The following is a 13,711-nucleotide window of genomic DNA, read 5'->3' as shown; positions in this document are numbered from 1 at the left end:
GCCCCACGGTTCTTTGGTTTTGAGATTTGTTTTTTGTTTTGTAGGCTGCATTTCTGCATTTAATTGGACTACACCTACTTTTTTATAATAACATAAAATCAATATTTTGTTCGTTTCGTCGCTGTAGCCTTCTTTGTTTTCGCTACGCTCAAATACAATTTGGGCTACGCAACTCAACTCACGCGCGTTCATCCCACGCTCCTAAGAGTGAGACGTGGGGCTTCTGCTGATTAAGCTAATAGCTAATTTGCAATGTTACTGATGCTTGTACTTCTTGTTCCCCCGCAACTATGGGGGTAGAAGCATCCGCGAAATTGGCTTTAGCAGCTTCAGCCCGATATAGCATCGGTGGCGGTGGTGGGGTTGCACCATTAATTTGAATACTGATAATGTCTTTTTGTTCTAATTTTAAGGTGCTAAGAACCGTTTCTGCTTGTTCTTGTGCATCCTGGGTAGCTTTTTTTAAGGCTTGTTTTTGGGCGCTGGCGATCGCTTCATCACTAGCAATAAAACTTACACCATTAATTTGTGTCGCTCCAACTTTCACCGCATCATCCAATAAAGTTCCGGCTTTATCCGTAGGAATGCGGAAGCTCACTGTATTACTAGCAGCATAACCAGTAATGCGTTGAACATTATTACTGTAGCTATATACTGGGTTGAGGCGAATTCCTGTAGTTGTCAATTTTTCGACATTGCGTTTTTTTAATAAAGCTACCACAGCCGATGATCTGCGTGCCGCTTCTTTTTGGACATCTTCCGCCGTTTTTCCTTGAACTTCTACACCCAAACTAACTTGAGATAAAGTTGTCGAAATTGTTTCTACTCCCCTTCCACTCACGGTTAAAGTTCGCCATAATTTTTCTTGTGCTGATGCAGGTAGCATAAAAATCGCACTGAGAAATATACTCAAAGATAATATTTTCCCAAAATTCCGGGTTGGAAACCGATAATTAGATAAAACAGTGATAGACATCTTCCTTAACACTCCTCTAAAAACCTATTAATTCTGGGGTAACTGTTATTAACAGCCACCAAAATATTTTCACACCGAAGGTGTAATTTCCATACTTACAGTTTCACACTGCTTAAACTTATATCGAACCTGGTTACATTTTTTGTAACGGCAAAAATTATTTATGTGTTGGGTTTCCTTCCAACTATAATTATTTTATGATAGTTCTTCCTTATCAAATTCATGATAACAAATTTAAAATCAATTGTCAACCCCCGCATCTTCTTTTTTGCGCGACTCAATTGAGAGATTGAGTGATATTTTTGTAAATATCGAGAGGTTGAGATCCCCGACTTCTTAAAGAAGTCGGGGATCTTGTGGAAGTCGGGGATCTTATTATTGTTCAGAAACAACCATGACATCATCAACACCAGAAACCCTATCTAAATTCGTGCAATTTTGTCACCAACATATCACCGGACAAGAACGCAAAGAAGCACAAACATTTCTCGACCGCTTTTTTCGAGCCTTTGGCCATGAAGGTGCATTAGAAGCGGGTGCGACTTACGAAGAAGCAATTAAAAAAAGTAGTAAAACCGGAAAAACTGGCTTTGCTGATTTAGTTTGGAAACCTCGCGTTTTAATAGAAATGAAAAAACGGGGAGAAGATTTAAATAAACATTATTCCCAAGCTTTTGATTATTGGACTAGGTTAGTCCCAAATCGTCCTAAATATGTGATTTTATGTAATTTTGATGAATTTTGGATCTTTGATTTTGATATTCAATTAGATACACCTGTAGATAAAATTACCCTCGAACAACTGCCAGAACGGTCAGGAGCATTGACATTTATGGAATTAGGGCAAAAAACCCCTGTATTCCAAAATAACCAAGTAGAAGTTACTGTTAAAGCTGCCCGTCGCATGGGTGAATTATTATTAGAATTAGAAAATAGGGGAATTGAAAAGTTAACAGCACAGCGGTTTATTTTACAATGTGTGTTAGCGATGTTTGCGGAAGATAGACAACTGTTACCCCGTGATACAATACTGTTCGGTTAAGACTAAAAAACAAAAATACGTAGGTTGGGTTGAGGAACGAAACCCAACATTTTCAATAATTTGTTGGTTTTATACAATAGGTTGTTTACGTGGAAATTTTCGTTAACCGAACAGTATTGCCCCGTGATATGTTTGTTTCTTGTGTCCAAGATTGTATGAAAGGGGGAAGTTCCTATGATGTTTTGGTTGGTTTATTTCGGGAAATGAATCAACCAGGAAAAACCCCAGCGGGACGTTATCAAGGAGTAGATTATTTTAACGGGGGTTTATTTTCTCGAATTGATGCAATTGAATTAACGAGGGAAGAATTAAATTTTTTAGATGTGTCTGCGCGAGAAAATTGGAGTAAAGTCCGTCCGGCTATTTTTGGGAATTTATTTGAAGGGAGTATATATAAGGAAGTAACCGTTCACGGGGGGTACAAAAAACGCTCTATATGAGATTCCACGAAAACAGCATGAAAAACGTTATAGATTTGATTTTTTTAGGTCATTTGAAATTCGCAAAATCTCTATATCGGTTTGCAAATCGTTTTCCAGCCAATTTAAGAACCATTCGTTAATATGTCAAGTTGCCTGAAAAACCCAACAGACAAAGCTTTCAGGTTTTTTAATAAATTCTCACCCCCTGTGAACGGTTACTATAAGGAAGAACGTCACGCGAGAGGAATCCATTACACTTCTGAAGTGGAGTTCTCTAAAAGGAAATCCTGACAGGATTTCCTAATTCTAGCAAATATGACTAAAAATCTAGCGTTTGAAGCGAGAACGTTGTTGGCGACGTTGCTTGTGTCTGGCTATGGCTTTGCGCTTTTCTTTTTCTAAAGGTGTCTCAAAGTGACGCTTTTTCCGCATATCTTGGAAAATTCCCGCTTTGGAAACTTCCCGCTTGAATCTTCGTAGTGCTGATTCAATCCCTTCATTTTCACCTAAGACCACTTGTGTCATTCCTGTTCCTCCGTAGTTTAATTCAATATTTGAGAACTAAAGTCAAAATAAAATACTCCAGCAGCGATTAGCGGGAGACTGTATCTGCTGGATACTCTAGATTTTAATTTTTTTTACTGGACTTAGTAGCGATCGCCGCTACTACTACTCCCAAACCAGAGAGTGTAGAGAGTTAGATTCGGAGAGACGTATTTAAAAAAATCTTCAAACGACTTACTCAACCGAAAATAATCTTTGATATCCCCAAGTATAGCACTACATGAGAATATTAACCCATAACGAACAAATTTTCCCAACAAAACCACCAGCATTGTTAGGAAGTTCTCCACAACAAATACTGTTTCGATAACAAAATAAGGCGTTGCTGAACTAAGGTATGAAATTCCCAAATTAAACCTTTAAAACTCTGACCTTTGCGTCTACTCTTCGAGATCACGAAGCGTGATTGCGCCTTTGCGTGAGACTAAAATTCATACCCTTAATCAGCAACACCCAAAATAAATGATCCTGTTTTGTCATGCTGAGTGTAGCAAAGCGAAACGAAGCATTTCAAGAGATTCTTAACTACACTTTGTTTCGTAAGGGCTGAAGCTACTGAGCTTTAGGCTGACCGGATACTTCTGTAAACCGTGTGAGAATGCTTTGCGCTTCTTGACACAGTACCTCATGATTTTGATAATTACTCGCTAGTAATTCCCCCCATTGATGAATGTCGCCGGTGTTATATTCTAATGGCGTGCAGTCAAAATGGGTAAAATTACCACCTGCTTCTGTTAAGATTAGTTCAGGAGCAGCCATATCCCAGTCTTTAGGTGCGGATTTACCGGAAAGGGAAATGTAAACATCTGCTTGCTGTTCAAGTATCGCGGCAATTTTGCAACCGACGCTACCAATTGCTTTTTGATTTTGATAGGGCAGGTGCTGTAATAGATATTCTAACCTATCGTTGCGGTGTGAGCGACTAACCACCAAAATTAGATCCTGGAGATTTTTACGGGAGTTCAGTCGCACAGGCAAAGAACCTGTTGCAGTTTCGATAAAAGTTCCACTACCTCTAGTAGCATAATATAACTTTTGTGCCTCTGGAACTGCCACGACGGCTAACATTGTCTGTGTTCCTTGAATTAAGGCAATATGAATTGCATATTCTCCGGTTTTGTTGATAAAATCTCTTGTTCCATCTAATGGATCAATAATCCATACCCACTCAGCAGGATTTTTTCCCTGTTGTGATTTATGAGTTTCTTCGCTGATATATCCAAAGTCTTCATTACCTAGAGCAGCTTGTAACTGTGACAAGATATATTCACTAACGGCTAAGTCTGCCACTGTAACAGGTTCGCTGTCTTTATACTGGATATCTAAATTTGGTGCGTCAGCAGTACCGTGATAATAAGAACTCAGGAGACTGGCTGCACCCCAACCTACCTTCCGTGCAATTGTTAATATTTCGGATAAGTCTTTCATTTGGGGACAAATTTGGTTGACACTCTCCGGGTCTTTAGACGCGGAGATTCTATAGAGCAGTTATACCAGTTTCAGGCATTGCCTGATCCAGCAATCACGACTTTTCAAACACCCTCTAAGTATTAGACGTTTAAATTCAACCAAGTTCGCGTACCAAAATGTTTACACGCCTCCGCAGCAGTATTTCCAGCTAGTGCTAATGCTTCTATAAAATTCGTTTCCAGGATGTAGTGACAGAAAGCACCGTGAAAAATGTCTCCTGCTCCCAGTGTATCAACGGGCTGTATTTTTGGCACATTAACTACACCAGACTGATCACGAGTTAAGTATTGGATGGGGTTTTCCCCTTGAGTAATAGCAATATAAGGAATGTTAAAATTTTGCAAATAGGCAAAAACGTCTTCCTGATTTTTGCAGTTAGGCGGATAGAAATTAGCAGAACAAATAGCATAATTGACAAAGGGTAATATTTCTGCAAATCCTGGTTTCCAGCTACCACCATCAATGACAACTGGAATATTCTGAATATTAGCAGTTTGGGCAATGATTTTGCTGACTTCCATTTGATGCCCGTCAATTAATACAATATCAATATCTTGTAAAATATTTGTAGGAATAGAGGTAATATTCGCCTGAGTTTTAACGGCATTAATAGAAATTACCGCTCTTTCACCTGTACCTTGGGTAACAATAATTGAAGAGACAGGTGGCGGTGTTTTCTTGTAGGGGTCTAAGTCAATAATTGCAATTTGGTAATTCTCTAAATCGCTACAAATTAGCTGTGTGATATGGTGCGAACCCAATACACCTAAAACTGTAGATTGGTTGTTTAAATGACTGAAGGTGACGGCGGCGTTTGTTGCGGGTCCCCCTGCTGCTACACTATAGTCAGTGGCAACTAATTTTTGATTATTTTGGGGGGGAGAATCCGCGAGATAAATGAAATCTAAGGTAATTAAACCGACAAATAAGCCAGATTTGCTCATTATTAATTGGTAACTTGCTCAAAGTATTAAGTAAATTATAGGAAAGTTTATGAATTTAATGTAGGGGTAGCACTCCTACATAATTCATTGGTTTAGGTATTTTCAAAATGTTTAATTATTTTTGCTCATGTACTTACCTATGATGATAATTTTTATGCAAGGAATCAAAAAAAAGTGTAATTTTTGAGAATTGGAAACTTTAACCTGGATTGTCTTCATTTTTTCAAGTTTGTTCTTATATCTTAACAGAGATTAGTAAAATACTGTTAAGTAAATTCGTAAATCAAATAGCAATGACGTATAATCAATAAAATCATAGTAAAATTAATTTGCTTAGAGAGTAAAAGATCATGTTCAAAAATATGGCGATGGATGCACTAGGTTTGAGTGATATTGGTGCTGTGATCAAACCAGAAGATTTTCATAAAGTTGATAGTGATGATTATGTGATTCATGAAGAAGGGGAAAAGATCTATTTTTTAATTAAGTCGAAAACTGATGAATACTGTTTTACTAACCTAGCGTTAATTCATCTAGATGGAAATTCTGCGGTTAGTAAAAAACGTCTACTCAAACGTTTTAGTTATAGTCATCATATTATTAAGGATGTGAAGCTAGAAACCGCAGGAACAATAGATATGGATATCGAAATCAAGTTAATAATGGGGGATATATCCTATTCTATTGATGTTGCTAAAATTTATATTAATCCTTTGAAAGACTTGTACAAGGCTTTACTGAAAATTGCCTCAATTCAACGAGAAAATGCTCTTTATCATCAATATGCTCAAACTAGTTTAAATACAGCAGCTAGTACAGTTAGTCGTTCAACAACTACATCAACTTCAGAAGAGCAATTTAAATCAATTAATCAGTATGCTTTTAATTGGTTAAAATATGCTCATGAAACTTATGTGCGGAAAGATTTTGGTGAGGTGTTTGAGAAGTTTATTAATAACTAATTGATAAATTACAGCAAATTGTCATCAAACCCCTCTCCGCAAGCGATGAGGGGAATAAGATTTACCTCCTAAGAGCATCAAACCGCTGTATGATTAAAGATGTAATGCAAACTGAACCAAAACCAGGAACACTTTATATTGTCGCTACACCCATTGGTAATCTAGAAGATATGACTTTTAGAGCGGTGAGAATTTTACAAGCAGTGGACATGATTGCGGCGGAAGATACCCGCCACACAGGTAGATTATTACAACATTTTCAGGTAAAAACTCCCCAAGTTAGTTACCATGAACATAATAGTAATAGTCGTATTCCCGAATTATTAGAACAGTTACAATTTGGAAAAGCGATCGCTTTGGTAAGTGATGCGGGAATGCCAGGAATTTCTGACCCAGGATATGAGTTAATTAAGGCTTGTATTGATGAGGGGATTACTGTTGTTCCTATCCCCGGTGCAAGTGCCGTAATTACGGCTTTGAGTGCGGCTGGATTACCCACAGATAGGTTTATTTTTGATGGTTTTTTACCAGCTAAAAGTCAACAACGCCAGAAATATTTGGAATCTTTGCAAGGTGAATCTCGAACTTTGGTTTTTTATGAATCACCTCACCGGTTACGGGATACTTTAGCAGATTTGGGGGCAATTTTGGGAGGCGATCGCTCTCTAGTTATAGCACGAGAACTGACGAAATTATACGAAGAATTTTGGCGGGGAACAATTGCCGAGGGGATTACCCATTACCAAGATAAAGAACCCCAAGGAGAATATACTCTTTTAGTAGCTGGAAATCCACCTAGTAAGCCTCAACTCACAGAAACCGAATTAAAAAACGAACTATTATCAATGATTAAACAGGGTATTTCTCGTTCTCAAGCTAGTCGTGAGATAGCAAAGGATACGGGTTTATCTCGTCGCTATCTCTATCAACTAGCTTTGACAATTGAACTTAGCAGCTAAGTATAGAAACGATGATCAGGATCTAGAATAGGACAAACTGAATCAGGATATCCAGGATGAAAGGATGTACAGGATAATGATTTAAAATGGTGCGTTACTATTAGCGATCGCTATGCTACACCCAAAGTTTTTACCAATGGTGCGTTACTAGTCGCTAACATACCCTAGTATTTGGCTGTCACCTGTCATTTTTACTGACTTTTTGTAATAAAAGCTACACTAACCTCCCAGAGGACTATTTTATTCCATTAAGGTTTTCAGATTTTACCAGTGGGGAAGAAACCGAATAGTTTGACTACTCCACTGATTAAGGCGATAATCACTGCTACTAGAACTCCACGATTAATAAATTCTTGGTTATCTAGTCTTTTATCAATACCAATAACTTTTTCTTCTAGGGTTTTAATTTCCCCTGATAGTTTTCCATCTAGGGTTTTAATTTCCCCTGATAATTCTGCCTGTCCAATTTCCAGTTTATTTAGTCTACCATCAATAATTTCTAGTTTTTGATTGACTTGAGCAAATTGCTTCTCCATTTTCTGATTGACTTCAGCAAATTGCCGATCCATTTTTTGGTTAACTTCGGTAAATTGCTTCTCTATCTTTTGATCCAAACGAGATAATATTTCTTCCAGAGTATAAGTGAGAATTGGTGGGTTGGTTGTCATATATTTTCGTGATAGTTATTTTGGGGACAATAACAGTAGCATCTGTCATTTTACTATTTTACCCCCTTGTGAAGGAGAAGCGGCTTTGTTACCAACAAGATACCCGACTTCTTAGAGAAATCGGGTATCTGACTCTTGCAATATTACCGCTACGTAGCTTAAACAGTCACAAAGCTACTAAGCTGTTACGCAGCTAAATTTGATAACCATAATTTACTTGAACTTTGTAGTGCGGGCATCTTGCCCGCTAGAATTATACAAACTAAATGCACAACAGCTTAACCATAATTTACTTGAACTTTGTGGTGCGGGCATCTTGCCCGCTAGAATTATACAAACTAAATGCACAACAGCTTAGTAGATAAAGTACCCTTGTATCCCGTAATATCCCTACCCGGAGAATCAAATAGGCTTACGCTATCGCTCCAAAGGAATATGAATTAAATAAAGTGCAAAAGTAGGGTGTGTTAGCGACAGCGTAACGCACCATTTCAGGTTAAATCAGAATTGCAGGTTATTAAATTTGCGTTCCAAAGGAGAAAACCGCATCATTAAAATCGTAGTCACTTATCCCCACACCCGCAGGTAGATCTTCAAAACCAAAGGTATTATTCCCAAAACTTCTTAAATGAGCCGCACCGTCCGGGTTAGCTACCCCAAAGCTAAAATAGGCTACAGGTAAAGTCGTGTAATTTTGCGCGGTAGCCGGACTATTATTAGGGTTCGCAGCAAAGAAAGCATTAATCGCTTGTTGAAGATTACCGGAGAAGTTACCACCATTAGCAATCACAAAGGGAGAATAGATTTTACCACCACTGACAATGACATCACTCGCAGCACCACTACTTGAACCCCCTACCCGCGCAATAAAGTTATTTACCACTTTACCCAAAGCGGCTTTCGCATAACCGGTTTCTCCGGGTTTAATGCCATTTACAGACCCCGTTGCATCATCCACCTCATATAGACCGAACAGATTATTAAAAGCTGCGGTGGTCTGATTTAGGGCATTTTGCAGGGAGTTTTTGACAAGGGATGGGTTGTAGTTATTAGGAAATTCGTAGCCCAATTTATCAACAATACCAGTTAATGTACCTGCTTCCTTGGGAATCAGTTTATCATCAGGAGCAATTGGGATTAGCTGAGTTGGTGCTACAGTATCAGTTGCAGCTTTACCCGTAACCGTTACCCTAACATTAGCGCTTGCGGAAAGACTACCATCAGAAACAGTGTAACTAAAGACATCATTACCCAAATAATTGGCATCTGACAGCGTATAGGTCAAATTATTGCCATTGATATCAACTTTGCCATATTTACCGTCGGTTTTGCCGGTGAGCTTTAAACTATCTCCTTCAGGGTCACTATCATTGTTTAAAGGGTTGATAGTTCCCGCACTTCCTTGACTGACAGATAATTGATCATTTTGTGCAACGGGAGGATCATTTACCGGAGTCAGATTGATTGTGATTGTAGCAGGATCAGATTCTACTTTTGGAGTACCATTATCAATCGCTGCTACTGTCAATGTGGCAACATTACCATTAGCATTAAGAACGGGATTATATCGCAGATTAGCTAGGTCATCAACTGATATCTCTTGATTGACAGTCACTTGTTGACCATCAACAAAAGTCAGGCTTCCAGCGGTTGGTAAACTTATTACCTTAATTGCCATTAAATCATTATTGTCTTCGTCTTGGTATTTACCCTTATCTTTGAAGTCTCCAATACCAAAACTAATTATTTGATCTTCTTGTCCAGTTTGGGTAAAGCTTTGCAAATTTGGTTTTTTGTTAGACGCAGCATCATCATCATTATTATTAATTGTTCCTTTCGCTGTAGCGTTGGTAGAACTAACAACCGCACCATTATTAGGATTGCTTAAACTCACAGTGAAAGTCTCATTGCCTTCAAATAGGCTATCTTGAGTTGTTTGCACAGTAAAGGTTTTGCTAAGTTCACCTGGTGCAAATGTGAGAGTTTGAGTATTTGCAGTCAAATCACTGGCACTAGCTGTATCATTTGTCGCAATAGAAGTGGCTACAGTGACACCTTGGTTAGATTGAGCATCTCCTGTGCGGGTGACAGTGAAATTAACTGCACTTCCTTCTGTTGCTGAAGCAGCAGCAATACTGAATATGGGTGCAGCATCATCATTATTAATTGTTCCTTTCGCTGTAGCGTTGGTAGAACTAACAACCGCACCATTATTAGGATTGCTTAAACTCACAGTGAAAGTCTCATTGCCTTCAAATAGGCTATCTTGAGTTGTTTGCACAGTAAAGGTTTTGCTAAGTTCACCTGGTGCAAATGTGAGAGTTTGAGTATTTGCAGTCAAATCACTGGCACTAGCTGTATCATCTGTTGCAATAGAAGTAGTTACAGTTACACTTTGGTTAGCTTGAGCATCTCCTGTGCGGGTGACAGTAAAGTTAATATTGCTTCCTTCTAATGCCTGAGCAGTAGCAATACTAAATATGGGTGCAGCGTCATCATTATTAATTGTTCCTTTCGCTGTACCATTTGTAGAACTGACAACCGCATCATTGCTAGGATTACTTAAACTAACAGTAAAAGTCTCATTGCCTTCAAATAGGCTATCTTGAGTTGTTTGAACCGTAAAGGTTTTGCTAGATTCACCTGCTGCAAATGTGAGAATTTCTGTTTTTGCAGTTAAGTCATTTGCACTAGCTGTATCATCAGTACCAATAGACGTAGATACAGTTACACTGCGAGTAGTTTGCTTATCTCCTGTGCGGGTGACAGTAAAATCGATTGCACTTCCTTCTATTGCTGAAGCTGAAGTAATCGTAAATATTGGTAATTCATAATTTTGATCTTTAAGAATAGCAAATTGTGTATTATTTGCACTAATTACAGTGTCATTTCCTTGAGCCGAGAAACTGAGCTTGTCTAATTTGATACCATCAATATCAATTCGCAGATTATCATCTGCGGGATTAAAGTCTGTAATGATATTTGGACTGTTGGGATATTCGGCATTAGCCAGCCAGAATGTATCTTTACCCGCGCCACCAGTTAAAGTATTGCCACCGCGATTACCAAAAATTGTGTCATCACCTGCGCCGCCTAAAATAGTATCATTACGGTCAGCAAAAATAATATCATTACCATCTCCACCATCTAAGGTATTGCCACCATTACCCTCAGAGTGGAGTTCATCATTTCCTGCTTCTCCAAAGAGTTTATCATTAGTATAGGCAAATAACTCATCATTCCCATCACCACCTTGAAGGATATTGTTTCCCCCTCCAGTTAAGGCATCAAGAATATCATCTTCTGCCGTACCAACTAGGGTGTAATTCGTGCTACTTGCTGGTACAAATGATGTTGTCATTGTCATGCTCCTGTTCAAAAATTAGTAGATACTGGTTTAAATTTGTTTACGTATTTTTATTAAAGAACGCTGATAGAACCAGGGGGAAATTTCCAAAGGAAAGTTTCTACAAAAGTTTATCATTGTTACTAAAATTATTGCATTTGAATGTTTCCATTTTTGCAATTAGAGATTTGTTGTTACTTATTCTGCTGTGAGAATTTTAGTTTTATTGAGATTTAAAAAATGCCTAAAAATTTGACTACATAGTAAACTTATCTTAGATTGTTTAACAAATAAATAATTAAGGGTTAAGAAAAAATTAAAAGAACTAAGAGGATGTTTGAAAAGTTTTTAATGTATAAATGAACCCCTCTGGTAAACCTCTCCATTATTAAATGTTATTCCTTTTCCCTCTCCTCTTAGGAGCTATCGTGTACACACAAGTTCAATTACCCCTTAATCCCCCGGATGCTTTGGGGGGAAACCGGAAAAATAGTTCCCTCCCCAAAGCATCGGGGAGGGTTAGGGTGGGGTAATTTGAGGAATAATGGTGATTCGATAACTTGTGTGTACACCGTAGCCTCTTAGGAGATGGTTAGGTTTCTAGAGATTATCGGTTTCATCTAATACTTTTCAAACAACCTCTAAGGTCATAGTTCGCGTTACCTGTTATTGATGAATCGTTTCTGGGCGCAGACCCTGCGCCCCTACTTTCTGAATTTTTCATGGTCAGAATCTACTAGAAGTTCGTCAAATTTATTTTGACGGGTAATGAGCGGAAAAAACTTCTGTTCTTCCCTCCCCTGCCCCCCTTGCCTCTCTTCTCCCCCTGCTTGCCTTCACCCATCATTTTCGGGTTGACAGACTACTAGTACAGCTTGGCGTAAATAAAATGACTATTAAAAGCTCCAAAAATTTGATTAGACATCTCCAAAAAAGATTGTAGAGCCGAGAATGGTGAGTTTGACACTCCCCGCGTCTTTAGACGCGGGGATTCTTAATCGAATAATTGTCAAGACAACTGCTCGAATAATATCCGCTTTTCAGGTATTACCTTAGATGTACGGTTCTTGCCCTGATCCTGTTTGCCATTACTGGCAGAATCATCTCTGACAAGCGTAACTTTCAAAAGAGTCCCCCGGTAGGTTTTTAATGTCTTTGCTGACAAATTTTAAATTAGCTCTTCGTAAAATTGTCCGAGAAGCCTGAGTATCAGCATGGTCAATATGACCACAATGTTCACAAATGAACTTTTCGCCATCTCTATTAGCTTTACTAATATGATGACAAGCCGAACATTCTTGAGAAGTAAATTTAGGATTAACGGATAATACTGGCTTACCAGACTTCAATGCCAGCCAAGCAATCTTAGAAAATAATTCGCCCCAACTGGCATCAGAAATAGAGCGATTTAATCCACGTTTTGCAGATTGACCATTAGCCATAAATCGTCCTTGCTGCCTTTTGGGTTTGCAGCGGGACTTCATTGCTATTTTTTGTTAACTCAGCATACATGATGCCATGTTTAACAATAGGGCAGGTCAAAGGGCAATAAGAACCATATTCAATTCGACTATCTAAGTCTGAGAATGCACCATAATAGTACATCACGGACTCATCTGATTTCTGGTTATTAGTCTCAAAACCGCGCTGACGTTCTGCCAAACAATAATTTCTGTGTTTCCGCAAAGTAACAAGCCACTCAGACATTAAGGCTTGTTGCCCAATATTCGGTTGTAGCTTGAATCTCCAGCGTATTTGCACAGGTTTATTTTGTTGATGTGATTGATGATATAACTGTGTTAGTCTACAATTAAAAGGAAGTCAATAGCTAAAATCTATGAAAAAAAGCTATTTCTTTTCAACTGCGGGGAATGTTGCCGCCGACACAATAGAAAGATATATTAATGACCCGCATCATGGTTGAGAATATTGGCAGCGGTTAAAACCGCACGGGTAGGCTTTCCCCCGCGCTCTAAAGAGACGCGGCTCCCAGCCTTCCCGCAATCCCCTGGCGGGCTTTTCGGCGACTCTTCCATGAAGACATTGACCGAGATTTAAAGCCCTAAGGAAAAGACTTTTACGCTATGCTATCAGCAAGTCCTATTATAGGTGCATCAAGGAAAGTTTTCCCATACTTGAGCAACTAACTGACTTAACCAGCGTCTTTGTTGTCTATCTAACATTTGATCATCTGCTAATACTTGGGTGGTTAATTGATCTAAGGACTGACCCTGGGCGCGAACAACTCTAACTACACCAGCAATTACCGCAGCAACTAGTTCTTCATCAACTGGCTGTTTTCTGAGTGCAGATATTTCTTGGGGACTGTCTGGGATAGGATAATTCATAGCGTGGGTT

12 protein-coding genes and 2 pseudogenes are annotated in these 13,711 nt (G+C 38.7%); 4 read left to right on the top strand and 10 right to left on the bottom strand.

Annotated features, from left to right (window positions below; genetic code table 11):
• Window positions 1-235: 235 nt before the first annotated feature.
• On the bottom strand, window positions 236-976 hold the full coding sequence (locus tag NG743_RS19060) for an SIMPL domain-containing protein (RefSeq protein WP_027402270.1): 741 nt from the start codon (window positions 974-976) through the stop codon (window positions 236-238).
• A gap of 394 nt (window positions 977-1,370) precedes the next feature.
• Here NG743_RS19060 and NG743_RS19055 point away from each other — a divergent pair.
• Both NG743_RS19055 and NG743_RS19050 read left to right on the top strand, forming a co-directional pair.
• A pseudogene (locus NG743_RS19055) lies at window positions 1,371-1,988 on the top strand (type IIL restriction-modification enzyme MmeI); the annotation flags it as partial.
• Between the two features lie 146 nt (window positions 1,989-2,134).
• Window positions 2,135-2,419: pseudogene (locus NG743_RS19050) on the top strand (class I SAM-dependent DNA methyltransferase); the annotation flags it as partial.
• A gap of 348 nt (window positions 2,420-2,767) precedes the next feature.
• On the opposite strand, the gene rpsU reads toward NG743_RS19050, so the two are convergent.
• From rpsU to NG743_RS19030, 4 genes are all read right to left on the bottom strand, one after another.
• Window positions 2,768-2,965, bottom strand: coding sequence for a 30S ribosomal protein S21 (gene rpsU, locus NG743_RS19045; protein WP_015078697.1), 198 nt, complete (start codon window positions 2,963-2,965; stop codon window positions 2,768-2,770).
• A 122-nt stretch (window positions 2,966-3,087) separates the two neighbouring features.
• Window positions 3,088-3,354: a hypothetical protein gene (locus NG743_RS19040; protein ID WP_193964438.1), complete on the bottom strand. Its 267-nt coding sequence runs from the start codon at window positions 3,352-3,354 to the stop codon at window positions 3,088-3,090.
• Between the two features lie 202 nt (window positions 3,355-3,556).
• Window positions 3,557-4,432, bottom strand: coding sequence for a 3'(2'),5'-bisphosphate nucleotidase CysQ family protein (locus tag NG743_RS19035; protein WP_257120679.1), 876 nt, complete (start codon window positions 4,430-4,432; stop codon window positions 3,557-3,559).
• Between the two features lie 122 nt (window positions 4,433-4,554).
• Complete coding sequence (locus NG743_RS19030) at window positions 4,555-5,418, bottom strand: sugar kinase (RefSeq protein ID WP_027402267.1); 864 nt, start codon at window positions 5,416-5,418, stop codon at window positions 4,555-4,557.
• A 350-nt stretch (window positions 5,419-5,768) separates the two neighbouring features.
• On the opposite strand from NG743_RS19030, the gene NG743_RS19025 reads away from it, so the two are divergent.
• Both NG743_RS19025 and rsmI read left to right on the top strand, forming a co-directional pair.
• Entirely contained in the window at window positions 5,769-6,380 is a 612-nt protein-coding gene (locus NG743_RS19025) for a PH domain-containing protein (protein ID WP_027402266.1), read from the top strand.
• A 104-nt stretch (window positions 6,381-6,484) separates the two neighbouring features.
• Window positions 6,485-7,339 (top strand): 16S rRNA (cytidine(1402)-2'-O)-methyltransferase, encoded by an 855-nt coding sequence (rsmI, locus tag NG743_RS19020; RefSeq protein ID WP_027402264.1) that lies wholly within the window; start codon window positions 6,485-6,487, stop codon window positions 7,337-7,339.
• A gap of 257 nt (window positions 7,340-7,596) precedes the next feature.
• On the opposite strand, the gene NG743_RS19015 is transcribed toward rsmI, so the two are convergent.
• The 5 genes from NG743_RS19015 to NG743_RS18995 form a co-directional block, all read right to left on the bottom strand.
• Entirely contained in the window at window positions 7,597-8,007 is a 411-nt protein-coding gene (locus NG743_RS19015; RefSeq protein WP_027402263.1) for a hypothetical protein, read from the bottom strand.
• A 517-nt stretch (window positions 8,008-8,524) separates the two neighbouring features.
• On the bottom strand, window positions 8,525-11,368 hold the full coding sequence (locus NG743_RS19010; RefSeq protein ID WP_257120678.1) for a Calx-beta domain-containing protein: 2,844 nt from the start codon (window positions 11,366-11,368) through the stop codon (window positions 8,525-8,527).
• Window positions 11,369-12,453: 1,085 nt separating this feature from the next.
• A complete protein-coding gene (locus NG743_RS19005; RefSeq protein ID WP_080683899.1) occupies window positions 12,454-12,837 on the bottom strand; it encodes a zinc ribbon domain-containing protein in 384 nt (127 codons plus the stop codon).
• Entirely contained in the window at window positions 12,788-13,060 is a 273-nt protein-coding gene (locus NG743_RS19000) for a hypothetical protein (RefSeq protein ID WP_257120677.1), read from the bottom strand. Before NG743_RS19000 ends, NG743_RS19005 begins: the two co-directional genes overlap by 50 nt.
• A gap of 407 nt (window positions 13,061-13,467) precedes the next feature.
• Window positions 13,468-13,701 (bottom strand): hypothetical protein, encoded by a 234-nt coding sequence (locus NG743_RS18995; protein ID WP_027402261.1) that lies wholly within the window; start codon window positions 13,699-13,701, stop codon window positions 13,468-13,470.
• Window positions 13,702-13,711: the final 10 nt, after the last annotated feature.

It is taken from the genome of Dolichospermum heterosporum TAC447, from assembly GCF_024584745.1.
GTDB lineage: Bacteria > Cyanobacteriota > Cyanobacteriia > Cyanobacteriales > Nostocaceae > Dolichospermum > Dolichospermum heterosporum.
Note: the sequence above shows the minus strand (reverse complement) of the source record. Positions and strands in the feature narration are given on the sequence as shown.

What these genes read in the sequence shown, in the direction of transcription:
- NG743_RS19060 (WP_027402270.1), bottom strand. Translation starts at nt 976, where the DNA reads ATGTCTATCACTGTTTTATCTAATTATCGGTTTCCAACCCGGAATTTT.
- rpsU (WP_015078697.1), bottom strand. Translation starts at nt 2,965, where the DNA reads ATGACACAAGTGGTCTTAGGTGAAAATGAAGGGATTGAATCAGCACTA.
- NG743_RS19035 (WP_257120679.1), bottom strand. Translation starts at nt 4,432, where the DNA reads ATGAAAGACTTATCCGAAATATTAACAATTGCACGGAAGGTAGGTTGG.
- NG743_RS19030 (WP_027402267.1), bottom strand. Translation starts at nt 5,418, where the DNA reads ATGAGCAAATCTGGCTTATTTGTCGGTTTAATTACCTTAGATTTCATT.
- NG743_RS19025 (WP_027402266.1), top strand. Translation starts at nt 5,769, where the DNA reads ATGTTCAAAAATATGGCGATGGATGCACTAGGTTTGAGTGATATTGGT.
- rsmI (WP_027402264.1), top strand. Translation starts at nt 6,485, where the DNA reads ATGCAAACTGAACCAAAACCAGGAACACTTTATATTGTCGCTACACCC.
- NG743_RS19015 (WP_027402263.1), bottom strand. Translation starts at nt 8,007, where the DNA reads ATGACAACCAACCCACCAATTCTCACTTATACTCTGGAAGAAATATTA.
- NG743_RS19010 (WP_257120678.1), bottom strand. Translation starts at nt 11,368, where the DNA reads ATGACAACATCATTTGTACCAGCAAGTAGCACGAATTACACCCTAGTT.
- NG743_RS19005 (WP_080683899.1), bottom strand. Translation starts at nt 12,837, where the DNA reads ATGAAGTCCCGCTGCAAACCCAAAAGGCAGCAAGGACGATTTATGGCT.
- NG743_RS19000 (WP_257120677.1), bottom strand. Translation starts at nt 13,060, where the DNA reads ATGTCTGAGTGGCTTGTTACTTTGCGGAAACACAGAAATTATTGTTTG.
- NG743_RS18995 (WP_027402261.1), bottom strand. Translation starts at nt 13,701, where the DNA reads ATGAATTATCCTATCCCAGACAGTCCCCAAGAAATATCTGCACTCAGA.